This window comes from Pseudomonas sp. F2 (genome assembly GCF_057174385.1).
Genome location: NZ_CM169904.1, coordinates 450,752 through 474,429 on the forward strand (window position 1 = coordinate 450,752; position 23,678 = coordinate 474,429).

General features: G+C 60.7%; 22 protein-coding genes. 4 read left to right on the forward strand and 18 right to left on the reverse strand.

Features of this window, described 5'->3' with window-relative positions; translation table 11 throughout:
• Window positions 1-17 precede the first annotated feature (17 nt).
• The 8 genes from ccoP (AC193Q_RS02055) to ccoN (AC193Q_RS02090) all read right to left on the reverse strand — a co-directional run bounded on the left by ccoP (AC193Q_RS02055) (window position 18) and on the right by ccoN (AC193Q_RS02090) (window position 6,916).
• Complete coding sequence (gene ccoP / locus AC193Q_RS02055; RefSeq protein ID WP_047293090.1) at window positions 18-1,001, reverse strand: cytochrome-c oxidase, cbb3-type subunit III; 984 nt, start codon at window positions 999-1,001, stop codon at window positions 18-20.
• Entirely contained in the window at window positions 998-1,183 is a 186-nt protein-coding gene (locus tag AC193Q_RS02060; protein WP_003175465.1) for a CcoQ/FixQ family Cbb3-type cytochrome c oxidase assembly chaperone, read from the reverse strand. The genes ccoP (AC193Q_RS02055) and AC193Q_RS02060 overlap by 4 nt, the downstream gene beginning before the upstream one ends.
• A gap of 6 nt (window positions 1,184-1,189) precedes the next feature.
• Window positions 1,190-1,798: a cytochrome-c oxidase, cbb3-type subunit II gene (gene ccoO, locus AC193Q_RS02065; RefSeq protein WP_041067866.1), complete on the reverse strand. Its 609-nt coding sequence runs from the start codon at window positions 1,796-1,798 to the stop codon at window positions 1,190-1,192.
• Window positions 1,798-3,240 (reverse strand): cytochrome-c oxidase, cbb3-type subunit I, encoded by a 1,443-nt coding sequence (gene ccoN / locus AC193Q_RS02070; protein ID WP_047293093.1) that lies wholly within the window; start codon window positions 3,238-3,240, stop codon window positions 1,798-1,800. Before ccoN (AC193Q_RS02070) ends, ccoO (AC193Q_RS02065) begins: the two co-directional genes overlap by 1 nt.
• A gap of 481 nt (window positions 3,241-3,721) precedes the next feature.
• Window positions 3,722-4,675, reverse strand: a complete 954-nt coding sequence (gene ccoP / locus AC193Q_RS02075; protein ID WP_041067872.1) for a cytochrome-c oxidase, cbb3-type subunit III — start codon at window positions 4,673-4,675, stop codon at window positions 3,722-3,724.
• Window positions 4,672-4,869 carry a cbb3-type cytochrome oxidase subunit 3 gene (locus tag AC193Q_RS02080; protein ID WP_041067875.1) on the reverse strand — a complete coding sequence of 66 codons (198 nt, stop codon included), beginning with the start codon at window positions 4,867-4,869 and terminating at the stop codon, window positions 4,672-4,674. Before AC193Q_RS02080 ends, ccoP (AC193Q_RS02075) begins: the two co-directional genes overlap by 4 nt.
• A gap of 3 nt (window positions 4,870-4,872) precedes the next feature.
• Complete coding sequence (ccoO, locus tag AC193Q_RS02085; RefSeq protein ID WP_003223389.1) at window positions 4,873-5,481, reverse strand: cytochrome-c oxidase, cbb3-type subunit II; 609 nt, start codon at window positions 5,479-5,481, stop codon at window positions 4,873-4,875.
• Between the two features lie 10 nt (window positions 5,482-5,491).
• Complete coding sequence (gene ccoN, locus AC193Q_RS02090) at window positions 5,492-6,916, reverse strand: cytochrome-c oxidase, cbb3-type subunit I (protein WP_047293096.1); 1,425 nt, start codon at window positions 6,914-6,916, stop codon at window positions 5,492-5,494.
• Window positions 6,917-7,010: 94 nt separating this feature from the next.
• On the opposite strand from ccoN (AC193Q_RS02090), the gene AC193Q_RS02095 reads away from it, so the two are divergent.
• On the forward strand, window positions 7,011-7,688 hold the full coding sequence (locus tag AC193Q_RS02095; protein WP_483879083.1) for an alpha/beta family hydrolase: 678 nt from the start codon (window positions 7,011-7,013) through the stop codon (window positions 7,686-7,688).
• Window positions 7,689-8,562: 874 nt separating this feature from the next.
• On the opposite strand, the gene AC193Q_RS02100 is transcribed toward AC193Q_RS02095, so the two are convergent.
• The 4 genes from AC193Q_RS02100 to inhA all read right to left on the reverse strand — a co-directional run bounded on the left by AC193Q_RS02100 (window position 8,563) and on the right by inhA (window position 12,604).
• Window positions 8,563-9,075, reverse strand: coding sequence for a hypothetical protein (locus AC193Q_RS02100; protein ID WP_483879084.1), 513 nt, complete (start codon window positions 9,073-9,075; stop codon window positions 8,563-8,565).
• Between the two features lie 176 nt (window positions 9,076-9,251).
• The gene (locus tag AC193Q_RS02105) at window positions 9,252-10,817 is read right to left on the reverse strand and encodes a methyl-accepting chemotaxis protein (RefSeq protein WP_003223402.1); all 1,566 of its coding nucleotides are present in this window, start codon (window positions 10,815-10,817) and stop codon (window positions 9,252-9,254) included.
• Between the two features lie 102 nt (window positions 10,818-10,919).
• Window positions 10,920-11,711, reverse strand: a complete 792-nt coding sequence (locus AC193Q_RS02110; RefSeq protein ID WP_483879085.1) for a lysostaphin resistance A-like protein — start codon at window positions 11,709-11,711, stop codon at window positions 10,920-10,922.
• A gap of 206 nt (window positions 11,712-11,917) precedes the next feature.
• A complete protein-coding gene (gene inhA / locus AC193Q_RS02115; protein ID WP_483879086.1) occupies window positions 11,918-12,604 on the reverse strand; it encodes an isonitrile hydratase in 687 nt (228 codons plus the stop codon).
• An 88-nt stretch (window positions 12,605-12,692) separates the two neighbouring features.
• On the opposite strand from inhA, the gene AC193Q_RS02120 reads away from it, so the two are divergent.
• The gene (locus tag AC193Q_RS02120) at window positions 12,693-13,676 is read left to right on the forward strand and encodes a GlxA family transcriptional regulator (protein WP_095667061.1); all 984 of its coding nucleotides are present in this window, start codon (window positions 12,693-12,695) and stop codon (window positions 13,674-13,676) included.
• Here AC193Q_RS02120 and AC193Q_RS02125 read toward each other — a convergent pair.
• The 5 genes from AC193Q_RS02125 to AC193Q_RS02145 all read right to left on the reverse strand — a co-directional run bounded on the left by AC193Q_RS02125 (window position 13,645) and on the right by AC193Q_RS02145 (window position 19,744).
• Window positions 13,645-14,538, reverse strand: coding sequence for an alpha/beta fold hydrolase (locus AC193Q_RS02125; RefSeq protein ID WP_483879087.1), 894 nt, complete (start codon window positions 14,536-14,538; stop codon window positions 13,645-13,647). The two genes, AC193Q_RS02120 and AC193Q_RS02125, sit on opposite strands and share 32 nt — an antisense overlap.
• A 171-nt stretch (window positions 14,539-14,709) precedes the next feature.
• On the reverse strand, window positions 14,710-15,099 hold the full coding sequence (locus AC193Q_RS02130) for a hypothetical protein (protein ID WP_121184563.1): 390 nt from the start codon (window positions 15,097-15,099) through the stop codon (window positions 14,710-14,712).
• Between the two features lie 390 nt (window positions 15,100-15,489).
• The gene (locus tag AC193Q_RS02135) at window positions 15,490-17,316 is read right to left on the reverse strand and encodes a glycoside hydrolase family 15 protein (RefSeq protein WP_483879088.1); all 1,827 of its coding nucleotides are present in this window, start codon (window positions 17,314-17,316) and stop codon (window positions 15,490-15,492) included.
• Window positions 17,309-18,109, reverse strand: a complete 801-nt coding sequence (locus AC193Q_RS02140; RefSeq protein WP_483879089.1) for an SDR family oxidoreductase — start codon at window positions 18,107-18,109, stop codon at window positions 17,309-17,311. Before AC193Q_RS02140 ends, AC193Q_RS02135 begins: the two co-directional genes overlap by 8 nt.
• A gap of 87 nt (window positions 18,110-18,196) precedes the next feature.
• Window positions 18,197-19,744, reverse strand: a complete 1,548-nt coding sequence (locus AC193Q_RS02145; RefSeq protein ID WP_483879090.1) for a family 2 encapsulin nanocompartment cargo protein terpene cyclase — start codon at window positions 19,742-19,744, stop codon at window positions 18,197-18,199.
• 333 nt (window positions 19,745-20,077) lie between these two features.
• Here AC193Q_RS02145 and AC193Q_RS02150 point away from each other — a divergent pair, with 333 nt between their 5' ends.
• On the forward strand, window positions 20,078-21,250 hold the full coding sequence (locus AC193Q_RS02150) for an MFS transporter (RefSeq protein ID WP_047291351.1): 1,173 nt from the start codon (window positions 20,078-20,080) through the stop codon (window positions 21,248-21,250).
• 183 nt (window positions 21,251-21,433) lie between these two features.
• Here AC193Q_RS02150 and AC193Q_RS02155 read toward each other — a convergent pair whose 3' ends face one another.
• A complete protein-coding gene (locus AC193Q_RS02155) occupies window positions 21,434-22,567 on the reverse strand; it encodes a cupin-like domain-containing protein (RefSeq protein ID WP_483879091.1) in 1,134 nt (377 codons plus the stop codon).
• Window positions 22,568-22,748: 181 nt separating this feature from the next.
• On the opposite strand from AC193Q_RS02155, the gene AC193Q_RS02160 reads away from it, so the two are divergent.
• On the forward strand, window positions 22,749-23,435 hold the full coding sequence (locus AC193Q_RS02160) for an alpha/beta fold hydrolase (RefSeq protein ID WP_236170460.1): 687 nt from the start codon (window positions 22,749-22,751) through the stop codon (window positions 23,433-23,435).
• Window positions 23,436-23,678: the final 243 nt, after the last annotated feature.

Consider the following 23,678-nt stretch of genomic DNA (forward strand, 5'->3'; position numbering starts at 1 on the left):
TGCGTCAGGCGTTGGCCTTATTGGGCCTCGGCTTCAGCGGGTTTTTCACCGTGGGACAGGCTGTAAACATACGCCGCCAGCAAGTGCACCTTATCGTTGCCTTGCAGTTGTTCCTGCGCAGGCATCTGGCCCTGACGGCCGTAACGGATGGTCTGTTGCAGTTGGGCGAAGCTTGAACCGTAGATGAACGCGGCCGGGTGGGTCAGGTTCGGTGCGCCCATCGCCGGGGTGCCTTTGCCTTCCGGTCCGTGGCAGGCCACGCAGTTGGCGGCGAACAGTTTCTGGCCGTTGGCCGGGTCAGCCTTGGTGCCTTCCGGCAGTTTGCGGCCATCAAGTTGAGTGACCACGAAGGCTGCGACGTCGGCGACGCCTTGCTCGCCAATGACGTCGGCCCAGGCCGGCATCACCGCGTGACGACCGCCCATGATGGTGGTCTTGATGGTTTCCGGCTCGCCGCCCCAGCGCCAGTCGGCGTCGGTCAGGTTCGGGAAGCCATAGGCGCCTTTGGCGTCGGAGCCGTGGCACACCGAGCAGTTGGAAGCGAACAGACGGCCACCCATCTTCAGTGCTTGTGGATCCTTGGCGACTTCCTCGATCGGCATCGCCGCGAACTTGGCGAAGATCGGACCGAACTTGGCGTCCGAGCGGGCCATTTCCTTTTCCCACTCGTGCACGCCGGTCCAGCCGGTCTGGCCGTTGGCGAACGCGGTCTGCTTGTCGTTATCAAGGTAGTTGTAGCCCGGCAACAGGCCTTTCCAGTTGCCCAGACCCGGGTACAGCACCAGATAACCGAGGGCGAAGACGATGGTGCCCACGAACAGCATGAACCACCATTTCGGCAGTGGGTTGTCGTACTCCTCGATCCCGTCGAAGGAGTGGCCCACGGTCTCTTCCGTCTGCTCACTGCGCTGGCCCTTGCGGGTCGACAGCAGCAGCCAGGTCAGGGAAAAGATCGTACCGAGACTGAGGACTGTGACGTACAGACTCCAGAATGTAGTCATTCTTTGTTACTCCTAGAAGCTTGCTCGACGTGCTTGATGGCTTCGGGATCATCCGCAAAAGGCAGCAAGGTTGCGTCTTCAAACTCCGACTTGCGCTTGGGGCTGAATACCCACAACGCCAGACCGATGAAGGCCACCATCACGACAACGGTGCCCAGGCCGCGAATCATCCCGATATCCATAAAGAATCACCGTTTGCTTTTGATGATGGTGCCCAGGCCCTGAAGGTAGGCCACCAGCGCGTCCATTTCGGTTTTGCCCTTCACGGCCTCTTTTGCACCGGCGATGTCTTCGTCGGTGTAAGGGACGCCGAGCGTGCGCAACACTTCCATTTTCCTGGCCGTGTCTTTGCCGTCGAGCTTGTTTTCCACGAGGAACGGGTAAGCCGGCATTTTCGACTCAGGCACCACGTTGCGCGGGTTGTACAGGTGCGCACGCTGCCAGTCATCGGAGTAACGACCGCCCACGCGAGCCAGATCCGGACCGGTACGTTTGGAACCCCACAGGAACGGGTGATCCCAGACGCTTTCACCGGCGACCGAGTAGTGGCCGTAGCGTTCGGTTTCGGCGCGGAACGGACGGATCATCTGCGAGTGGCAGCCGACACAACCGTTGGCGATGTAGACGTCGCGGCCTTCCAGTTCCAGTGCCGAGCGCGGCTTCATGCCTTCGACCGGCTTGTTGGTGACGTCCTGGAAGAACAGCGGAACGATTTGGGTCAGGCCGCCAATGCTGACGGCGATAACCATGAAGAAGGCCAGCAGGCCAATATTCTTCTCGACAGCTTCATGCTTCATCAGTGAGCTCCAACGACAGCGATCTGGGCGGCGGCTTCGGCTTCAACCGGGTTCGAGGCGCGCACGGTGCGCCAGACGTTGTAAGCCATCAGGAACATGCCGCTGGCGAAGAATGCACCGCCCAGGGCACGGACGATGTAGCCCGGGTGGCTGGCCTGCAGCGCTTCGACGAACGAGTAGGTGAGGGTGCCGTCATCGTTGATTGCACGCCACATCAGGCCCTGAGTGATGCCGTTGACCCACATCGAGGCGATGTACAGCACGGTACCGATGGTCGCGAGCCAGAAGTGCGCGTTGATCAGGCCGACGCTGTGCATTTGTGCACGGCCGAACAGTTTCGGGATCATGTGGTAGATCGCGCCGATCGAGATCATCGCTACCCAGCCGAGCGCGCCGGCGTGTACGTGGCCGATGGTCCAGTCGGTGTAGTGCGAGAGCGAGTTGACGGTCTTGATCGCCATCATCGGACCTTCGAAGGTCGACATGCCGTAGAACGCCAGCGATACCACGAGGAAACGCAGGATCGGGTCGGTGCGCAGCTTATGCCAGGCGCCCGACAGGGTCATCATGCCGTTGATCATGCCGCCCCAGCTTGGCGCCAGCAGGATGATCGACATCGCCATGCCCAGCGACTGTGCCCAATCCGGCAATGCGGTGTAGTGCAGGTGGTGCGGGCCGGCCCAGATATACAGGGTGATCAGCGCCCAGAAGTGCACGATCGACAGGCGATAGGAGTAGATCGGACGTTCGGCCTGTTTCGGCACGAAGTAGTACATCATCCCGAGGAAGCCGGTGGTCAGGAAGAAGCCCACGGCGTTGTGGCCGTACCACCACTGGATCATCGCGTCGGTCGCGCCCGAGTAGGCGGAGTAGGACTTGAAGAAACTCACCGGCAAGGAGGCGTGGTTGACGATGTGCAGCATTGCGGTCACGACGATGAACGCGCCGTAGAACCAGTTACCGACATAGATATGCTTGGTCTTGCGCTTGGTGATGGTGCCGAAGAACACCAGCCCGTAGGAGACCCAGACAATGGCCAGCAGAATGGCGAGCGGCCATTCCAGTTCGGCGTATTCCTTGGTGGTGGTGTAGCCCAGCGGCAAGGTAATGATTGCGCCGACGATAACTGCCTGCCAGCCCCAGAAGGTGAAGGCGGCGAGGCTGTCGGAGATCAGTCGCGTCTGGCAGGTTCGCTGCACGACATAGTAGGAAGTGGCAAACAGTGCACAACCACCAAAGGCGAAAATCACCAGGTTTGTGTGCAACGGGCGCAGGCGTCCAAAGCTCGTCCACGGCAGACCGAAGTTCAATTCCGGCCAGACCAGTTGCGAGGCGATGAAGACACCGAGCCCCATGCCAAGGATCCCCCAGACCACCGTCATGATGGCGAACTGGCGGACTACCTTATAGTTATAAGCAGTCGGACTGATTGCTGTGCTCATTCTAAGGTTCCACGGTTTGGGTGTTTTATTAGGATTAAAATCGGCCGCAAGTATGCAGAGAGCAGGGGGTCATTGCAACGCGCCATGACCTGGGTCAATGCTTTCCAACGCTGATTCTGCGGCCTTTCCATACGCCGCGTAAGGACAAAATCGGCCTCGGACAAAATGTCGCAGCGGACGAAAAAAGCGAGGGGTTCAGGTCGGTTGTAACGAGGTGTGTTCGAACGCAGTGATCGGGTGACGGACGGTCATCGACGCGACAGCCGGTATCTACCGGGCTTTGCGCCCTGTCAGTCAGGCGATTTGTCGAACACATCGCTCAAGGTCGACCTGGAACCGGCACGGGCCAGTCCGCATCGAGCAAGCGTAGACCCGAATCGGAGGATTCGAAAGGAGAGGGTGTGACGGGGTGCGACAATGCGTCGCAAAGGGGCGGGATGCTGCCGCATCGAGAACGATGCGGCAGAGGTGTACGCAATGCTTATTGCTTGTTGTCTTCAGTAATAAGTTTTTCTGTATTCAATCCGTGCGACAGGCTGTACACATAAGCGGCCAGCAATTGCACTTTATCGTTGCCCAGCAGTTCGTTCTGCGCCGGCATGTGGCCTTGGCGACCATGGCGAATGGTCTGCTCAAGCTGCGTCAGACTGGTGCCGTAGATAAATCCGGCCGGGTGCGTCAGGTTCGGCGCACCCATGGCTTCAGTGCCTTGGCCGGTTGCCCCATGACAGGCTACGCAGGTGGTGCTGAACGCTTGCTGTCCGGCCTGCAGGTCAGCCTTGCTGTCGGCCGGCAGCGGCAGGCCGGCCAGTTCGTGACGCACATACGCCGCGACGTTCTTCACCCCGGTCTCGCCGAGCACTTCGCCCCAGGCCGGCATCGCCGCCATCCGCCCACCCATGATGGTGGTCTTGATGGTCTCGGCACTGCCGCCCCAGCGCCAGTCCTTGTCCGCCAGGTTGGGGAAACCGAACGCGCCCTTGGCATCGGAACCGTGGCACACCGAGCAGTTGGAGGCGAACAGTCGGCCACCCATTTTCAGCGCCTGCGGATCCTTCGCCACTTCTTCCACCGGCATGGCGGCGAACTTGGCGAAGATCGGCCCGAATTTGGCGTCGGCCTTGCTCATTTCCTTTTCCCACTCGTGGACACCGGTCCAGCCGTCCTCGTAGCCGGGCAGGATGCCTTTCCAGTTGCCCAGACCCGGATAGAGGATCAGATAGCCCACGGAAAACACCAGCGTGCCGGCGAACAGCATGAACCACCATTGCGGCAGCGGGTTGTCGTACTCCTCGATGCCGTCGAAGCTGTGGCCCATGGTCTGGTCGACGCTGCCCTTGGTCTCGCCCCGGCGGGTGCCGATCAGCAGCCAGGTCAGGCCGATCAGGCTGCCGATGGTCAGTACGCAGATCCACGTACTCCAGAAGGTGGTCATGGCCGGGTACTCCTTGTTTCAGATGCGGGGGTAGTGTCGGGTTGCGGCTCGTCGGCGAACGGCAGCAGACGTGCTTCGGCAAACTCCGGGGTGCGCTTGCGATTGAATACCCACAAGGTCAGACCAACGAAGGCGACGAACACCACGACCGTGCCAAGGCCACGTATGAGGCCTGTGCTCATTTCAATGACCATGGCTCACCTCTTGCTCTTGATCGCAGTGCCAAGCACTTGCAGGTAGGAGACGAGGGCGTCCATCTCGGTCTTGCCCTTGAGGCTGGCAACCGCGCCGCTGATGTCATCGTCGGTGTACGGCACGCCGAGGGTGCGCATGGTCTTGAGCTTGGTTTCAGTGTGGCTGCTGTCGACCGCTTGCGTCACCAGCCACGGGTAGGCCGGCATTTTCGACTCGGGTACCACGTTGCGCGGGTTGTACAAGTGCGCACGGTGCCAGTCATCCGAGTAACGCGCGCCGACCCGGGCCAGGTCCGGACCGGTACGCTTGGAGCCCCACAGGAACGGGTGATCCCACACGCTCTCACCGGCCACCGAGTAGTGCCCGTAGCGTTCGGTTTCGGCGCGGAACGGGCGAATCATCTGCGAATGGCAACCGACGCAGCCTTCGCGGATATAGATGTCGCGGCCTTCCAGTTGCAGCGCGGTGTAGGGCTTCATGCCCTCCACCGGTTTGTTGGTGACGTCCTGGAAGAACAGCGGGACGATCTGGGTCAGGCCGCCGATGCTCACGGCAAACACCATCAGCAGCATCAGCAGGCCGACGTTCTTTTCAATCGTTTCGTGTTTCATGGCGGACTCCTCAGGCCATCTGCGCGGCAGCAACGACGTCAGCAGGCTGCGAGGCCCGCACGGTGCGCCAGGTGTTGTAAGCCATCAGGAACATGCCGCTGAGGAAGATCGCCCCACCCACCAGACGCACGATGAAGCCTGGGTGGCTGGCCACCAGGGTTTCGACGAAGGAGTAGGTCAGCGTGCCGTCCTCGTTGACTGCGCGCCACATCAGGCCCTGGGCGATGCCGTTGACCCACATCGAGGCGATGTAGAGCACGGTGCCGATGGTCGCGAGCCAGAAATGCGCGTTGATCAGGCCGATGCTGTGCATCTGCTCTTTGCCGAAGACTTTCGGGATCATGTGGTACAGCGCGCCGATGGAAATCATCGCCACCCAGCCGAGCGCGCCGGCGTGTACGTGGCCGATGGTCCAGTCGGTGTAGTGGGAGAGGGCGTTGACGGTCTTGATCGCCATCATCGGACCTTCGAAGGTCGACATGCCGTAGAACGCCAGCGACACCACGAGGAAGCGCAGGATCGGGTCGCTGCGCAACTTATGCCAGGCGCCCGAGAGGGTCATCATGCCGTTGATCATGCCGCCCCAGCTCGGTGCCAGCAGAATCAGCGACATCACCATGCCCAGCGACTGCGCCCAGTCTGGCAGCGCGGTGTAGTGCAGGTGGTGCGGGCCGGCCCAGATGTACAGGGTGATCAGCGCCCAGAAGTGCACGATCGACAGGCGATACGAATACACCGGACGTTCGGCCTGTTTCGGCACGAAGTAGTACATCATCCCGAGGAAACCGGCGGTGAGGAAAAAGCCTACGGCGTTGTGGCCGTACCACCATTGCACCATCGCGTCGGTCGCACCGGCGTACACCGAGTAGGACTTGGTCAGGCTCACCGGCAACTCAAGGTTGTTGACGATGTGCAGAATCGCCACGGTGATGATGAACGCGCCGAAGAACCAGTTGCCGACGTAGATGTGCTTGGTTTTGCGCTGCATGATCGTGCCGAAGAACACGATGGCGTAGGCGACCCAGACGATGGTGATCAGGATGTCGATCGGCCATTCCAGCTCGGCGTATTCCTTGGAACTGGTGTAACCCAGTGGCAGGCTGATGGCTGCCAGCAGGATCACCAGTTGCCAGCCCCAGAAGCAGAACGCGGCGATTTTCGGCGCGAACAATTGCGTCTGGCAGGTGCGCTGCACCGAATAGAACGAACTGGCGAACAGCGCACAGCCACCGAAGGCGAAGATCACCGCGTTGGTGTGCAGCGGGCGCAGACGGCCGAAACTGGTCCAGGGCAAATTGAAGTTGAGTTCAGGCCAGACCAATTGGGCCGCGAGAAAAACCCCGAGGCCCATGCCGACGATGCCCCACACCACCGTCATAATGGCGAATTGGCGGACCACCTTGTAGTTGTAGGCGGTACTGATAGAAGTGTTCATGGTTCCCCATCCACGGTTCAGCCGAAGTGAGCGCGCGCGAGAACGCCGCGAATCCTTCGTCTGGAGTTATAGGCAGACTAAAAGCGAGGCAAGCATGGACAAACAGCACAAGGCCAGTATTGACGGGGATCAATGGGCGCAGTGCGTGCGGGATCACGGGTGGCTTTGGGATGCAGCGTCGGGCGAGGCTTCGGCGACATTGATCCTGGCCCATGGGGCGGGTGCGCCGATGGACAGTGACTGGATGACGAATATGGCTGGGCGCCTTGCTGGATTGGGCGTGAACGTGTTGCGGTTTGAGTTTCCTTATATGGCGCAGCGGCGGGTTGATGGCAGTAAACGTCCACCGAATCCGGCGCCGAAACTGCTTGAGTGCTGGCGCGAAGTATTCGCTGAGGTGCGACGTCATGTCGCTGGGACTTTGGCCATCGGTGGTAAGTCCATGGGCGGGCGGATGGCCAGTCTCTTGGCCGATGAGTTGGGGGCTGATGCGCTTGTCTGTCTTGGATATCCGTTTTATGCGGTGGGGAAACCGGAGAAACCTCGGGTTGAGCATTTGGCTGCTTTGCGGACTCGGACGTTGATTGTTCAGGGGGCGCGGGATGCGCTTGGCAATCGGGAGGCTGTCGAGGCTTACGATCTATCGCCGGGTATTGAGGTGTTTTGGCTGGCCTCTGGAGATCATGATTTGAAGCCGTTGAAGGTTTCCGGGTTTACGCATTCGGATCATTTGGCTTCGGCGGTGGAGAAGGTTGCCGGGTTTCTTCGTTGAGGTTTGGTTTTGGGGTGTATATCCGTTGCTGCGGTTATGGCTGCTTAGGGTTCCGCCCTTACGGCGGGTCACTTTTGGCAAACGCCCCAAAAGTAACCAAAAGGTCTTGCTCCTACGTCCGGCCCGCTCGCTGAGGCTCGGGGTTCCTTCGCTGCGGGATCGATCCGGGGCGCAGCGCCTACGGTTTGCTTCGCTGCACCTCCTCTCGCTGTGTTTGGCTGCGCCAAACGGTCGCTGCGCTCCCACCCCCGGATCAATCCCTCCACTCCGCCTTCCGACGTCGCCCGCGGATCAAGATCAAAAGCGGTACTCGAGCTAACGCTCATCGTGTTGAGTGGTGAGGAGCAAGAGCGGTGCGGGTTCTGTTCTTGCTCTTGTGTGGGAGCCAGCCTGCTGGTGATGGCGGCCTGACAGCCGACCAATCTCTAACTGATGAGACCTGATCCCACTGTGGGAGCTGGCTTGCCAGCGATGGCGGCCTGACAGCCGACCAATCTCTAACTGATGAGACCTGATCCCACTGTGGGAGCTGGCTTGCCAGCGATGGCGGCCTGACAGCCGACCAATCTCTAACTGATGAGACCTGATCCCACTGTGGGAGCTGGCTTGCCAGCGATGGCGGCCTGACAGCCGACCAATCTCTAACTGATGAGACCTGATCCCACTGTGGGAGCTGGCTTGCCAGCGATGGCGGCCTGACAGCCGACCAATCTCTGACTGATGAGACCTGATCCCACTGTGGGAGCATGCTTGCTCGCGAAAGCGGTCTGCCAGGCACCATGAGTTTCAGGCTGGCAATAAAAAGCCCGGACGCTTTCGCCGTCCGGGCTTTAAAAGTCAAAGGATCGCAGCCTGCGGCAGCGCCTGCACGAATTCATTCTTTCAACGGACGTTGAGGTGGGCTTGCCCGGAGTTGCAGTGAGCCAGCTTCAGTCGGTCTCACCCGGGTCATGGTGAAAGTCCCCTTGGGCATCAGACGATAGCGATGACTTTTGAACAAGGCCTCGAATGATCCCGTCGCGATGTCTGTTTCAGGGTCATATTTGATGCTAAGGGTCGCCGAGTCGGCGTCTACCGTAGCCATTCCGATGAACCCCGGTGGCGCAGGGATCCAATGGCTATGTACACATGTCAGCCCTTTTTTGAGGTCATAAACACCTGTGAGAGTCTCATCAGATCGGTAGGGCAGAGTCATCGAGAAAGCAAAATAGTTTTCATCGTCGAAATTCCCTGTTCCACCACTTATGGCCCAATACAACTTGCCCAAAAACTCCTCTTGATAGAAGGAGCTGAATTCTGCTGTTTTCCGTTTGCCGCCCAATCTCCATTCAAATTGGTCAACGCGCACCAGTGGCCTTTTTGGAAGAAAAATAGCGTGAGTGGTCATTGTTAAACCTGCCTTTTCGAGTAAGAGGAGGTGTTACAACCGACTGCATTTACGGTTTCTCTTGATACCCGCTCGAACAGGTGGGCGTCTACTGTCAGATCTGACAGGTAGCACCGCAATAAAAAACCCGGAAGCTTTCGCTGTCCGGGTTTTCAGATGAAGCGGCGATCTTGCTTTCAGCGGTTAAACCGCTCCACCAACGAATACTGCGTGTTGGCCGTCTTGGTCAGCTCTTCACTCAGCAGCGCCGAGTTATGCGCCTGTTCCGAGGTCTGGTCCGCCAGTTCCGAAATGTTGCTGATGTTGCGGCTGATCTCTTCAGCCACGGCACTTTGCTCTTCGGTCGCGGCGGCGATCTGGGTGGTCATGTCGGTGATGTTGGCTACCGCTTCGCTGATGCCGACCAGTGCCTGGTCTGCTTCCAGAACCCGTGCCACACCTTCTTCCGCCTGGCGATGGCCGGCTTCCATGGTTTGTACGGCGCTGGAGGCGGTCTGTTGCAGCTTGGCGATCAGGGCGTGGATCTGGCCGGTGGATTCGCTGGTGCGTTGCGCCAGTTGGCGGACTTCATCGGCGACCACGGCAAACCCACGGCCCATCTCGCCGGCACGTGCCGCTTCGATGGCGGCGTTGAGGGCGAGCAGGTTGGTCTGGTCGGCGATGCCTTTGATCACGTCGACCACGCCGCCGATTTCGTCGCTGTCCTTGGCCAATTGGGTCACGGTCAGGCCGGTTTCCCCGACGACAACCGACAGGCGCTGGATGGCTTCGCGGGTTTCCCCGGCGATGTCGCGACCGCGACCGGTCAGGCGGTTGGCTTCTTGCGTCGCGTCAGCAGTGCGCTGTACGTGGCTGGCCACTTCCTGGGTGGTGGCGGCCATCTGGTTGACGGCGGTGGCGACCTGTTCGGTTTCCACGCGCTGGCGCTCCAGACCGCTGGAGCTGTTGTGCGCCAGGGCGTCGGACTGTTTGGCCTGATCGGTCAGGTGCTCGGCGGTGTCCTGCAGACGGGTCAGGCAGGTTTTCAGGCGCGCTTCCTGGCTGAGGATCGACATTTCCAGACGCGCCTGCGCGCCACGGCTGTCGGTGTACATCTGCGCGATCAGCGGGTCGGAGGTGGTCTGCTCGGCCAGGCGCAGCAGGCGCTTGAGCCCGCGTTGCTGCCATTGCAGGCCCATCAGGCCCAGTGGTACCGACAAACCGGCCGCGAGGGCAAAGCCCCAGTGCGAGTTCAGCGTCGCGCCGATCACGAAGCTCAGCTGGCTGACCAGAATGAACGGCAGCCAGTCCTGCAGCACCGGCAGCCATTTGTCGCTGGAAGGGATCGCCGACTTGCCCTGGTTGATGCGTTGGTAGAGCGCTTCGGCACGGCGGATCTGTTCGGCGGTGGGTTTGATCCGCACCGACTCGTAACCGACCACCTGATTACCGTCGAACACCGGTGTCACGTAGGCGTTCACCCAGTAATGGTCACCGGATTTGCAGCGATTCTTGACAATGCCCATCCATGGCAAGCCTTGTTTCAGTGTGCCCCACATGTGCGAAAACACCGCGGCCGGCACGTCAGGATGACGGACCAGGTTGTGCGGCGCACGGATCAGTTCTTCACGCGAAAACCCGCTGATTTCGACGAAAGCGTCGTTGCAGTAGGTGATCACGCCCTTGGCGTCGGTTGTGGAAATCAACCGCTGCTGAGCCGGGAAAGTCCGTTCGCGTTGTGTAATGGGCTGGTTGTTACGCATGGTTTTTCAATCCGCAAGGCTTTGAAAGGTTGTCGGCGCTGACAGGAAATTATTGAAGTTTTTTTTCAGATATAAGTACGGCGTCGCAAAACCGCCCTTGCTTCAACCGGCCAGCATCGGATAGGTGAACAGCGCAAAATGCAGCAGGTTCAGCCCGAAATGCGTGGCGATCGCCGCCGCCAGCCCACCAAAACGGTAGGCCAGACCATAGCCGACCCCCGCCAGACCTGCCAGCAGCACCCAGTGCCAGCCTGCGCCCACATGCGCCAAGGCAAAGATCAGCGAGGCCAGCAGCAGGGCGAGGTTTTCGCCGTAAGGCAGGTGCTTGAACAGGCGGCTCAAACCGCCCTGTATATAGCCGCGAAACAGCGCTTCCTCGACCAGCGTCACCAACAGCAGATTGTTCAGCAGCCACAGCCACGCCTGATCGGGCCACTTCGGCGCCCAGGCAATCATGCCGAACAGAAGCGCTCCACCCAGCGCCATTACGGCGCTCAACGTCAGCCCTAGGGCGCTGGCGAACACTGTCAGACGCAGCGAGCGTGCCGCGACAATCCACGGGCAGGCGAGCAACAGCCAGAAGCCGATCAGGGGTTTGTCCAGATTCAGGTACATCGAAAACGGCACGGCGTTGTCGGTGAAACGCAGCGGGGCGATGGCCCGGCCGTTGGCGAATCCTGGCAACCAGTGCAGCGCCAGCGACAGCGCGAGGAAGATGAACACGGCATGCCCCAATAGGCGCGCCACCGGCACCTGTTGTTGGCGCACGGCGAAACCGGCCACCAGCAACAGTCCGAAGGAGATCAGCGCCAGCCAGCCGAGTTGGCCAAAGCTCAGCGCCAATCCATAACCGAGGCTGAGAAGTGCCAGATAGAGCCATGGCAACGCCTTCATCGAAAGTCCTTGTGCAGAATTTTGTGGAAGGGCTTTCTACACGGGTGAGGGCGTGGGGACAAGTAAAGGTGTGGCGGGAAACGGTGACACGCCGCAATCCGCCCTGTAGGAGCTGCCGCAGGCTGCGATCTTTTGATCTTGAAAAGCCAAAGTCAAAAGATCGCAGCCTGCGGCAGCTCCTACAGGGTTCTGAGTGTGGCTGAGGATCAGCGCAAGTTGAGTTTCGCCGCCGCCCGCTCGGTGATTTCCGTACGCAGTTTTAACGACGGCGTTGCCCGCAGGCGAGCCTCATCGATGATCGCGCTCGGTGCGGTATCAGGGCTGCCCGAATTGAACGGCGGTGCCGGTGCATATTCCAGTTGCAGCTGAATCAACTGCGCCGCCTCGGCCCCCACCAGTTCAGCCGCCAGCACCAGCGCAAAGTCGATGCCTGCGGTAATCCCGCCACCGGTAAACAGATTGCCGTCGCGCACCACCCGATCCTGCACAGCAATTGCGCCGAGTTTTGGCAACAGCTCGTGATAGGCCCAGTGGGTGGTCGCGCGTTTGCCTTTTAGCAGGCCCGCCGCGCCCAGCACCAGCGAACCGGTGCACACCGACGTTACATATTTGGCCTGCGCCGCCTGACGCTTGATGAACCCCAGCGTCTGCTCATCTTCCATCAGCGGCCCGACCCCGGCGCCGCCGGGCACGCAGATCACATCCAGATCCGGGCAGTCATCGAACGTGGTGGTCGGTTTCAGCACCAGCCCGGTGCTGGCGGTGACCGGCACCAGATCCTTCCAGACCAGATGCACCTGCGCGTCCGGCAGCGAGGCCAGCACGTCATAGGGGCCCGTCAGGTCGAGTTGCTGCACCTGTGGAAACAACAGAAAACCGATCTGCAACGCCATGATTCTTCTCCGTGAAAAGGGGTAGACGGCTTCACTGTAGGCGCGTAGGTTTTGGCGCATACGCCAATCAGCCCACGAATTACGCCAAATGTCGAAAACCATCCACGTTCTCGCGTTCGCCAATGTGCAATTGCTCGATGTTACGGGCCCGTTGCAAGTATTCGCCTCGGCCAACGATATCGCCCGCCAGCAGGGTTTGCCTGCGCCGTACGCGCCAACAGTCATCGCCAGCGGCGGCGGCGCGGTGAACGCTTCCGCCGGGTTGGCGATGCTGGCCGAGCCGCTGCCGAAGCAGCCCAGCGATACCCTGATCATCGCCGGTGGCTGGGGTGTTTACGCGGCTGCCGAAGACGCTGAATTGGTGAGCTGGGTGCGTGAACATGCCGGTGGATGCCGGCGGGTTGCCTCGGTCTGCACCGGCGCGTTTCTGCTGGCGGCCAGCGGCTGGCTCGACGGTCGCCGGGTCGTCACCCACTGGACACGCTGCGAACAACTGGCCCGGCAGCACCCGCAATTGCAAGTCGAGCCCAATCCGATCTTCATCAACGACGGCCCGGTCTGGACCTCGGCGGGCGTCACCGCCGGCATCGACCTCGCGCTGGCCATGGTCGAAGACGACCTCGGTCGCGACATGGCCCTGGACGTCGCCCGACAATTGGTGGTGTTCCTCAAGCGCCCGGGCGGGCAGTCGCAATTCAGCGTGACGTTATCACTGCAAAAACAAGGCAACCGTTTCGATGATTTGCACGCCTGGATCGCCGAACACCTCACCTGCGACCTCGGCGTCCCGACCCTGGCCGAACAGGCCGGCATGAGCGAGCGCAGTTTCATCCGCCACTACCGCGCCGACACCGGCCAGACTCCGGCCCGCGCCATCGAACTGATCCGTGTCGAGACGGCGCGGCGTCTGCTCAGCGACACCGGGCTGCCGGTGAAACGCATTGCGGCCAATTGCGGCTTTGGCAGTGAAGAAACCTTGCGCCGCAGTTTTCTGCGCGCGATCGGGGTGACGCCGCAGGCGTATCGGGAGCGGTTTTCGGTCAGTGCTGGAGCAGATCCAGTAGTGCCTTGAGCGTTTGCTGCGGTGCTTCTTCGGGAATGTTGTGGCCGACACCGGGCAGCACGCGCCTTTCGTACAGCCCGGTGAAGTGCGCAATGTCTTCATCGACTTCCGGCGCCGGACCGACCCCGTCGTCGGCACCGCACAGGGAGACAGTCGGCACGCTGATCGGCGGTTGTCTGATCAACGCGTCTTCCATCCATTGCAGTGCCGGATCGCCTGCGGCGTACATGAAGCGATGACGGTAGGAATGAATCACCACGTCCACGAAGTCCGGGTTGTCGAAGGCCGGTGCGCTCAGCGGATAACGTTCGGCGTTGCGTGTCCAGGTCGGTGACCACAACCTCCAGAGCAGTTCACAGAGCGCCCGCCGGTTTTGCGTCAGGCCCGCGAGGCCTCGAGGCGTGTGGAAATAGTACTGGTACCAATAACGGTGCTCGGTCTCGGGATCCAGAGGCCGGGTCGAATTGGCGATGTCCTGCACGTTATAGCCATCCCCCGTCACCAACCCGCGCACCCGCTCGGGAAACAACGCCGCAACGATGCACGCTGCCCGACCGCCCCAGTCGTAACCGCAAAGCGTGGCGTGTTCGATACCCAGTGCGTTCATCAACTCCAGCAAATCCTGGGCGAGGGCTGCTTGCTGGCCGGAGCGCAGTGTTTCGGGGTGGTTGAAGCGGGTCGGCCCGTAACCGCGCAGATAAGGGACGATCACCCGATAACCCTCGGCGGCGAGGACCGGGGCGATTTCGTCGTACGCCCGAGGCGAGTAGGGGAAGCCATGCAGCAATACGACCGCGTCGCCGTTGGACGGGCCGTGCTGTTCAAAGGCAACGGTCAGGTTCGGTGTCAATACGCATTGAATGTCAGACACGGCAGACTCCACAGCAATGGGCGTCAGGCAACACTAGACCATTCCGTTGTGGCGAGGGAGCTTGCTCCCGCCGGGTTGCGAAGCGACCCCATACTTAAATGCACTGCTGCGCAGGCCTGCGGGAGCAAGCTCCCTCGCCACAGGGGAAGCGTCACTTGTCGGCGTTGTTTCCTAAACCTCGGCTTCCGCCACCTGATTGAAATACTTCGTCCGATCCGGCGTAAACGTCACCCGCATCTTCGTCCGCGAACAGGTCATCGAGCGTTCTTCACTCAGATCAATATCCAGGTCTTCGCCACGCAATCCTTGCCACTGCGCCAGGTATTTCAGCGAGCCGTATTTTTCGTTTTTCTTCAGGCTGCGGCTGACGCCACCTTTCCAGCCGAGTACCGGCAGTTCGCCGGCGAGGCATTGTTGCGCGAGGTCGGGGAAGCGGGTGGCGCGCTGGCGGCCGATTTCCCAGCACTTGATCAGGCCTTTGTCGGCGGCTTCCCAGAGTTGGGTGCGGGTCAGGCCGGTGCGCAGGGGCGTGGCGATGGGGCGGTGGACGTGCTGGGTCATTCTGGTTCCTTGAATTCGGGTTTTATTGGACAGCTCCGCTGTGCCCGTTGCGGTGGATGGTAGGGGTGGATGTAACAGCTGGCAACAGGGTATTTCAGGGTGTAAGTGCAGGTTGCGGGGGAGGGATTTGCCTGGGTGTTGTTTACAAGAAGCAGGAACAAATTACCCAAACTGTGGCGAGGGGATTTATCCCCGATCGACTGCGCAGCAGTCGCAAAGCCATGCAATGCGGTACTGCTGAACAAATAAGCAGGCAAAGAGCGGGGCCGCTGCGCAGCCCATCGGGGATAAATCCCCTCACCACAGGAGATCTGATCTGTTTATTTCTGTGTAGGGGTTAGCCCAGCGAAGCGTGCTGATGCGGCATATTTCCTACAGATACTGGCGAAATTACGGCTGCCACTCACCCTTTTCCCCACTCAAACGCCGATCAAGAAAACTCGCCGCACTGATCAATGCCAGATGCGTCAGCGCCTGCGGGGTGTTGCCCAGATGCCGGCCATGGCTGTCGAACTCTTCGGCGTATAACCCCAGCGGGTTCGCATAACGCAGCAATTGCTCGAATTCCAGATGGGCCTTTTCCACCTGACCGGCCCGGGCCAGGCATTCGACGTACCAGAACGAGCAGGCGGCAAAGGCGCCTTCGGTGCCGGTCAAGCCGTCGATGTTGGCGTCATCGTTGCGATAGCGGTAAACCATGCCGTCGCGCACCAGCGTCTTTTCGATCGCTTCAAGGGTCGACAGCCAGCGCGGGTCCTTGGCGCTGACGAAGCGCACCAGCGGCATCAGCAGCATCGAACCGTCGAGCGCGGTGCCGCCCTTGTACTGGACGAAATGCCCGCGCTCCTCGTTCCAGAAGTTGTCCCAGATGTCGGCGTAGATCGCCTGGCGGGTCTGATCCCACTGGGCGAACGGCGCCGGCAGCGAACGCTTCGAAGCGAGCCGTATCGCCCGGTCCAGGGCCACCCAGCACATCAGTCGCGAGTGCAAGAAGTGATGCTGCTCACCGCGCATTTCCCAAATGCCTACATCCGTGGTCTGCCAGGTCTCACACACTTGATCGACCACTTCGCGCACGTGTTTCCAGCCTTGGTGGGAAATCGCGTCGCCGTATTTGTTGACCAGGTACACCGCGTCCATCAGCTCGCCGAAGATATCGAGCTGAATCTGATCGTACGCGCCATTGCCGATGCGCACCGGTTGCGCGCCGCCATGGCCGCAGAGGTGCGAGAGTTCGGTTTCCGGCAGTTGCTGGCGACCGTCGATGGCATACAGGATATTGAGTTTGGTTGAATGACCATGGCAATCGCTGACCCGTCCGCGCAGCCAGCCCATGTAGGCGTTGGCCTCATCGACAAAGCCCAGGCGCATGAACGCGTAGACAGTAAACGAGGCGTCGCGGATCCAGGTGTAGCGGTAGTCCCAGTTGCGCTCGCCGCCGGGGGTTTCCGGCAGGCCGAACGTGGCGGCGGCGAGAATCGCGCCGTGCTTGCGTGAGGTCAGCAGCTTGAGCGCCAGGGCCGAACGATTGACCATCTCCCGCCAGCGCCCACGGTAGTTGGACTGGCCGATCCAGTCGCGCCAGAACTTCAGCGTGCGCTCCAGGCACATTTTCGCGCCGTCATCCTTGAAGCGCGGATCGTCGGCGCCACCGAGGACGAACTCGGCGTGTTGATTCTGTTGCAAACTGAAGGAAGCAATGGCCGATTCGCCATCAATGCGCAACGCCTGATCCGCCACCAGCCGCAACGACGGCTGACCCTCGGCGCTGAAAATCACCGATTGTTCATCCATCTGCGCCCGGGTGTTGGCGCGCGCGTAGTCATGGCGCACCGCGCAGCGCATGTGAAACGTCGCTTCACCGCTGACCACGCGCACCCGGCGCATCAGCAGCGGCAGATCATCGACGCTGTCGCCGATCGGCAGCAGGTCGGTGATTTCCACAACGGCCTGTTCGCTGAGCCAGCGGGTCTGCAGCACGTTGGTGTCCGGCAGATAGATTTGCTCGCGCCGCGCATCGGGCAAGTCCGGGGCGAGCTGGAAAATCCCCGCTTCTGGGGTATCGAGCAGCGAACAGAAGATCGACGGGCTGTCGAATTCCGGCCAGCAGAAAAAATCCACGCTGCCCTTGTCGTTGACCAGCGCGGCACTGCGCAGGTCGCCGATGATGCCGTGGGCGTCAATCGGGCTTTGTCGTTCAGGATGATGCTCAGCCATTGCCACGAAACTCCGGATAAAGACTCATGCCGCCGTCGATGAACAGGGTGGTGCCGACGATGTAGTCAGCGGCGTCGGAAGCGAGAAACACCAGCGCGTTGGCGATGTCCTCGACATCGCCGATGCGTCCGTAAGGGATCAGCTCCAGCAGCTTCTCACCGGCCGCGCCTTCAGTGGCGTCCTGATTTATTGCCGTGCGAATCGCCCCCGGCGCGATGCCGTTGATACGGATGCGCTGCTGGCTGACTTCCTGGGCGAGGGTCTGCATCAACTGATCGACGCCGCCCTTGGACGCCGCATAGTTGACATGCCCGGCCCACGGAATGCGCTGATGCACCGAACTCATGTGAATGACCTTGCCGGCGGCGCGGGACACGCCTTCACGCACGCCCTGACGGTTGAAAATCCGCAGCGCGGCACGGGCGCAGAGAAACTGCCCGGTGAGGTTGACGCCGATCACCGTGTTCCAGTCTTCCAGAGTCATGTCCACCGCCGCGGCATCCTTTTGCAGACCGGAATTGGCCACCAGAATGTCCAGCGCACCAAAGGCTTCGAGGGTCTCGGCGAACAGCCGTTCGACTTCATCTTCCTTGGAAATATCGGCGCCGATGGCCAGTGCCTGACCGCCGTCGGCGATGATTTGCTGCGCCAGCGCTTGAGCAGGTTCGGCCTGACGGTGGTAATTGATCACGACGGCGGCGCCGGCAGCGGCCAGCGCTTTGGCGGCGGCATGGCCGATGCCGGAACTGGCGCCGGTGACCAGTGCTACTTGGCGGGCGAGGGAAATCTGCATGCTCGAAATGCCTGGGTTAAGGGCTCAGTCAGCTGACCCATGGCGAGCTGCGAGAGTTCATCCGCATGCATGAAAAGATCGACACGTTCAGCCGTGATAGCGGCCACTGTGCCGGTGCCATTCAAGACTGCCGGAGACCCAGCTTTTTATGCCGGTCAGAAAACGCTGCAGCAGCGGCGATGCATCCGGCAGCACGGCTTGTTCCGCCGCTTCATACAGGTGCACGATTTCGTCATGAACGTGCGCACACTTGATCATCGCTTGTCGGGGCGTGCAATTGTGTTCGCGAGCCAGTAACAGCGGCAGATTGAAATCGCCGATTGCGGTCTGATTTTCCTTGTGTGCGGAATACAGATCGTTGGCGACGATCGTGGCGCTGGCGGCCAGCGTGGTCACGCGCCGCACGGCAGGGGCGCTATAAATGTGTGCTGGCAGTTCGTATCCGCCGATCACGTCGATCAATGACATGCAGGGTAGAAAACTGTTGGTCTGGCGTTGCGCGAGGTATTCCCAGATGGGTGGGGTCAATCCTTCCAGACGCCAGGCCGCTTCGGCAGCCATGGTGACAAACATGGCGATGATTTCGTGGCGTACCCTGGCCACTTGTACGGAAGATGCGAATGCCTGAACGCGGTCCATATAGGCGCGAAGCGCAACCAGTACCGGGTCACTGTTCAGTGCCTGATCAAGACCGCAACGAAAGCGAGAGGGCAGGTGCGCCGGCTCCAGTGCGGCCAGCGCCAGCGAAAGTCGGGGCCCTACCAGGCGCGGTTCGGAGCCGGTTCGCTCGTCATCGCAGTAGTAATCATCCACGGCAAACAGGGCGGCGATGCACTGTGCCGAAAGCAGCAGGCGATCGGGATCGTGAGTGTCGGTATGGCAAAGCATGGCGAAGCGACCGAACCCCATGGCGCGGACCTTTTCGAGTTGTCCCGCAAATATGCCGACCTCCTTGATCCATGGCATAAGCCGATCTTCGACAGCCTCGGCCAGCGCCGTATCAATCCGGAACGGCGCCGGACAATACAACGGCGGGACGGCCCAGGGTGATCTTGCGTTTTTCCCAAAAGCATCAGGCATTGATCGTGCCGCTGACGCATCGCGGGCGGCCTCGAACCATTGCCTTACACCCCCTGTCCCGAACTGCTCGAACATCCGGCGAAACCAGATCGTGAACTGCTCGGGTGTCTGTTCGATCCGTTCGGTGATCTCCTCCAGCGACAGCCACTCCCAACTTTCGACTTCCTCCGGATTGGCTACCGGATCGAGCTGGCTGAGGCCGGCAAACACGTGGTCAAATTCATGCTCGATCAGTTGATTGGACATTTGCTCGTAATAGAGCATCGAGGCGACTTTCTGCAGTTTGCACGTCGTGCCCATTTCCTCCTGCAGTCGACGCAGGGCTGCGGCGGCCGTGCGTTCGCCAGGGCGAGGATGCCCGCAGCACGTGTTGGTCCATAATCCGCCAGAATGATATTTGCCCAACGCGCGTTGCTGCATCAGCATCCGACCTTGTGAGTCGAAGAGCAGAATCGAAAATGCGCGATGGCGCAGTCCCTGGTGATGCACTTCCATCTTTGAGGCTACACCGGTCTGGCGATCCTTGGGCGATACCAGAATAAGCTGTTCTTCCATGGCAAGGCTCCTTGGCGCGTGCGCTACGGGATAGGCTCAAGAGCAGTTGCCCGTTCATTCAGGAGCGGTACGCCATTGAGTCAAGGCCTCATGAGAACTGCAATCGCATGCAAAGGCACCTGTAAAACCTGACAGGTGTGCGCGATTTTCGATTATTGGTTATGTAATTCCAGACGTCGGCGGCAATGCCATTGGTCTTGGGGAGAGATCCTCGGAGAGTGCCTGGAATCGCAAGGTGTCGAGTTTCGCGCCTTCACATTCCACCAACAATTCCCCGCTTCCACGCTCATCAACCTTTATGGCAACTTGGCGGCCCCTGATGAGGCTGTACCCATGGCAAACCCCTACCGCGAATTATTCACCGCCCCCGGCGCCCGTGCCTTTGTTCTGGCCGGGATGATCGCGCGCATGCCGATTTCCATGACCGGCATCGGCGTGATCACCATGCTTTCGCAACTCAAGGGCGGGTACGCACTGGCCGGTGCAGTGGCGGCGACGTTTGCCCTGGCCACGGCGTTTTGTGCGCCGCAGGTGTCGCGGCTGGTGGATCGTTACGGCCAGGGCAACGTGCTGCCGTTGTCGGCGTTGATCGGTGGCGGGGCGCTGTTGATGTTGCTGTTGTGCACGCGTTTGCAGGCGCCGACCTGGACGCTGTTCATCTTCGCCGCGCTGGCCGGGTGCATGCCGAGCATGTCGGCGATGGTGCGTGCGCGCTGGACCGAGATCTATCGTGGCCAGCCGCAATTGCAGACCGCCTATGCGCTGGAATCGGTACTCGATGAGGTTTGTTTCATCGTTGGCCCGCCACTGTCAGTGGGCTTGTGCGTGGTGGCGTTTCCCGAGGCCGGGCCGTTGGCCGCGCTGCTGGCGCTGGCAATCGGGGTGACCGCGTTTGTCGCCCAGCGCAGCACCGAGCCGGCGGTGCACCCGCAGGAATCACAGCAGCAAGGTTCGATCATTCGCTCGACCGACGTGCAATGGCTGCTGGCGCTGATGCTCGCCATGGGCATCATCGTTGGCGTGGTCGATGTGGTCAGCGTCGCCTTCGCCCAGCAGCAGGGCCAGCCGGCGGCGGCGAGCATCGTGTTGTCGGTGTACGCCATCGGTTCGTGTCTGGCGGGTATCGCTTTCGGCGCGATGCGTTCGACACTGCCGTTGCCGAGGCTGTTTCTGTACGGCGGCGTGGCGACGGCGGTGACCACGCTGCCGTTGTTGCTGGCGAGCAATATTGTCAGCTTGTCGCTGGCAGTGTTTGTCGCGGGATTGTTCTTTTCGCCGACGCTGATTGTGGCGATGGCGTTGATCGAGCGTATCGTGCCGCCAGCCAAACTGACTGAAGGGCTGACCTGGCTGGTGACCGGATTGAGTATCGGCGTGGCGATTGGCGCCGCTGGCTCCGGCGCGTTGGTGGACGCGTTTGGCGCGCGTAGCGGTTTCTGGCTGGCGATTGTGGCGGGGGCGGTGGTGTTGGCGTCGGCGTTTCAGAGCTATCGGCACCTGAAATAACCCGGCATTGATGAGCTGTTGTGGTGAGGGAGCTTGCTCCCGCTCGATTGCGCAGCAATCGCAAGCCAGTCGGCCAGATTTCAGAAATCATTGAGACTCAGAGCTTGGGACCGCTTCGCAGTCCAGCGGGAGCAAGCTCCCTCGCCACAGTTATCGATACCTTCAGGCGTTTGGTGGTGTCGGTCACCTACCCCGGCCCGAATTCACCCAGAAATTCACCGACAGTGACGTCGACACCGACTCCACCTGATGGAACCAGCCCTCCGGCAGAAACAGCAGATCCCCGGCCTCCAGCGTCACGCGCAGGAACGTCACATCGCGTGCTGCGGGAAAGCGCTCATAGTCCGGTGCGTCGGGGTTGAAGTCGCAGCCGTCCAGGCCACCCTTTGGCGCGGTCGACCAGGTGCCCAGTGCTTCGCGGTGATGCGGGGCGGCGAGGGTGAACTGCTTCTGGCCCCAGACCTGCGCGAACAAATTATCGGTGTCGTCGCGGTGCAGCGGCGTCAGCGTGCCTTTGGGGCCGATCCAGATCCGAGGCGGGATGAACAGCGAGGCATCGAAATAGGGCGGGTACTTGATCTGCTGCAGCAATTGCGCCGGCAGGATGTTGTTGCCCATGTAGGCCGGTGGTTCGCCGTCAGCCCGTTTGACTGCCGGTTGGTCCAGCGAGGCAATGAACTCGGCCATCGACGTCGAGCGGAAATCACGCTCGGTGGAAAAGGTCTTCTTCACGTAATCGCCGTGGCGGGTGATGCCCTGCAATTCGGCGAAATGCACCAGCGACTCTTCACGACTGAGCTTGAACAGCGGCCAGTCCTGCAGGGCATTGCTGATCACCACCGGGATGCCGTTGGGCAAGTATTGGCTTTTGAATTCGCTGACCGACAACTCACTGCGGGCAACACGCTCGACGCGGGTCTGGACCGGCAGCCCGGCGGTGAGTTGTTCACTGAAGCGCGGCGGGGTCGGGTAGCGCTTGTTCATGTCGACTTTTTCCACCACTGCGCCACCGTGCCTCGCATGCTCGATGATCTGCGGCAGCAGCGTCGCCAGGCCCATGTTGCCGCCGATTTTCAGACGGCCGCTGGCGAACAGTTCTTCGACATTGACCCGGCCGCCCATGATCCCGAGAAAATCGCTCTCGGCGACTTCAATGGTCACGTCGGGGCTGGGATGGCGTCCGGGTGCGGTGCGACTGCTGGCCTTGACCTCCGACCAATAGGCCTGCTGCGGGCCAAACACGAATTGGAAAACGCCTTCGATGCCGACGGCTCCGGCGTTGGCGAACAACTTGCCCAGGATGCTCTGCAGGTCCACGGTGAATCCTCATTATTGGTTTTGGCCTGAACAGTTAACGAGCGCCTGTTGGCGCAATTTACCGGCGCGCGACTAATTTGCCGGGGGCGTAATCCGTTTCTCTCTACAGACACATTTTTCGAGGAAAAGCCGGGTGAACAAGCTGACCCTGCTGTGCCTGCCGTACTCCGGCGCCAGCGCCATGGTCTACAGCCGCTGGCGGCCAAAACTGCCGCAATGGCTGCAATTGCAACCGGTGGAGCTGCCGGGGCGCGGTGCGCGTTTCGACGAGCCGCTGCACACGGATATGCGGGCGCTGGCGATGCAGTTGGCCAAGGAATTGCGGCCCAATCTCAAGGTGCCGTATGCGTTGTTCGGCCATAGCCTGGGCGCGCTGCTGGCCTGCGAAATCGCTCACGCGCTGCGCGCATTGGGCTGTCCGGAACCAGTGGCGCTGTTTGCCTCGGGCACGGCGGCGCCGACGATGCGCGCCGATTACGATCGCGGTTTTGCCGAGCCGAAAACCGACGCCGAACTGATCGATCAATTGCGCACACTCAACGGCACCAGTGAAGAGGTATTGGCCAATGCCGAGCTGATGAGCCTGACCCTGCCGATCCTGCGCGCCGACTTCCTGCTCTGCGGCAAATTTGAACCGTTGCAACGGCCGTTGCTCAACTGCCCGGTGCATGTGCTGGGCGGCAAGGCGGATCGCGCGACCACCGAGCAACTGATCGGCTGGAGCAAGGAAACCCGCGGCAGCTTTTCGGTGGACATGCTCGCCGGCGGGCACTTTTTCATTCATGAGCATGAAGCCAAAGTGCTGAAGGTGATCAAGGATCAACTGGAAGGACATCATCGCCGGCATATCATGGCCGCAATCGCCTGAACGCCGTAGAACCTGTGGGAGCGAGCTTGCTCGCGAAGACGCAATATCAGTCAACATCTGTATTGGCAGACATGCCGCTTTCGCGAGCAAGCTCGCTCCCACAGGGTATTTCGCAGATCTGAAATTCCCCGCACTACCTCCCGCCTGACACTTGTTCTCATTCGCTAATTTTTCCGGTCTGCATTCGTTTTATAGGGACGACGTGCCTTTGTGCTTCCTGCCTACTGATCCGGATGCTGAGAA

Excerpts from the sequence above, each read along its gene's own strand:
- AC193Q_RS02080 (WP_041067875.1), bottom strand. The coding sequence starts at position 4,869 with ATGGTCATTGAAATGAGCACAGGCCTCATACGTGGCCTTGGCACGGTC.
- ccoO (WP_003223389.1), bottom strand. The coding sequence starts at position 5,481 with ATGAAACACGAAACGATTGAAAAGAACGTCGGCCTGCTGATGCTGCTG.
- ccoO (WP_041067866.1), bottom strand. The coding sequence starts at position 1,798 with ATGAAGCATGAAGCTGTCGAGAAGAATATTGGCCTGCTGGCCTTCTTC.
- AC193Q_RS02110 (WP_483879085.1), bottom strand. The coding sequence starts at position 11,711 with ATGAAGGCGTTGCCATGGCTCTATCTGGCACTTCTCAGCCTCGGTTAT.
- AC193Q_RS02150 (WP_047291351.1), top strand. The coding sequence starts at position 20,078 with ATGGCAAACCCCTACCGCGAATTATTCACCGCCCCCGGCGCCCGTGCC.
- AC193Q_RS02060 (WP_003175465.1), bottom strand. The coding sequence starts at position 1,183 with ATGGATATCGGGATGATTCGCGGCCTGGGCACCGTTGTCGTGATGGTG.
- AC193Q_RS02120 (WP_095667061.1), top strand. The coding sequence starts at position 12,693 with ATGTCGAAAACCATCCACGTTCTCGCGTTCGCCAATGTGCAATTGCTC.
- AC193Q_RS02100 (WP_483879084.1), bottom strand. The coding sequence starts at position 9,075 with ATGACCACTCACGCTATTTTTCTTCCAAAAAGGCCACTGGTGCGCGTT.
- inhA (WP_483879086.1), bottom strand. The coding sequence starts at position 12,604 with ATGGCGTTGCAGATCGGTTTTCTGTTGTTTCCACAGGTGCAGCAACTC.
- AC193Q_RS02145 (WP_483879090.1), bottom strand. The coding sequence starts at position 19,744 with ATGGAAGAACAGCTTATTCTGGTATCGCCCAAGGATCGCCAGACCGGT.
- AC193Q_RS02105 (WP_003223402.1), bottom strand. The coding sequence starts at position 10,817 with ATGCGTAACAACCAGCCCATTACACAACGCGAACGGACTTTCCCGGCT.
- AC193Q_RS02135 (WP_483879088.1), bottom strand. The coding sequence starts at position 17,316 with ATGGCTGAGCATCATCCTGAACGACAAAGCCCGATTGACGCCCACGGC.
- AC193Q_RS02095 (WP_483879083.1), top strand. The coding sequence starts at position 7,011 with ATGGACAAACAGCACAAGGCCAGTATTGACGGGGATCAATGGGCGCAG.
- ccoP (WP_041067872.1), bottom strand. The coding sequence starts at position 4,675 with ATGACCACCTTCTGGAGTACGTGGATCTGCGTACTGACCATCGGCAGC.
- ccoN (WP_047293096.1), bottom strand. The coding sequence starts at position 6,916 with ATGAACACTTCTATCAGTACCGCCTACAACTACAAGGTGGTCCGCCAA.
- ccoN (WP_047293093.1), bottom strand. The coding sequence starts at position 3,240 with ATGAGCACAGCAATCAGTCCGACTGCTTATAACTATAAGGTAGTCCGC.
- ccoP (WP_047293090.1), bottom strand. The coding sequence starts at position 1,001 with ATGACTACATTCTGGAGTCTGTACGTCACAGTCCTCAGTCTCGGTACG.
- AC193Q_RS02140 (WP_483879089.1), bottom strand. The coding sequence starts at position 18,109 with ATGCAGATTTCCCTCGCCCGCCAAGTAGCACTGGTCACCGGCGCCAGT.
- AC193Q_RS02130 (WP_121184563.1), bottom strand. The coding sequence starts at position 15,099 with ATGACCCAGCACGTCCACCGCCCCATCGCCACGCCCCTGCGCACCGGC.
- AC193Q_RS02160 (WP_236170460.1), top strand. The coding sequence starts at position 22,749 with ATGGTCTACAGCCGCTGGCGGCCAAAACTGCCGCAATGGCTGCAATTG.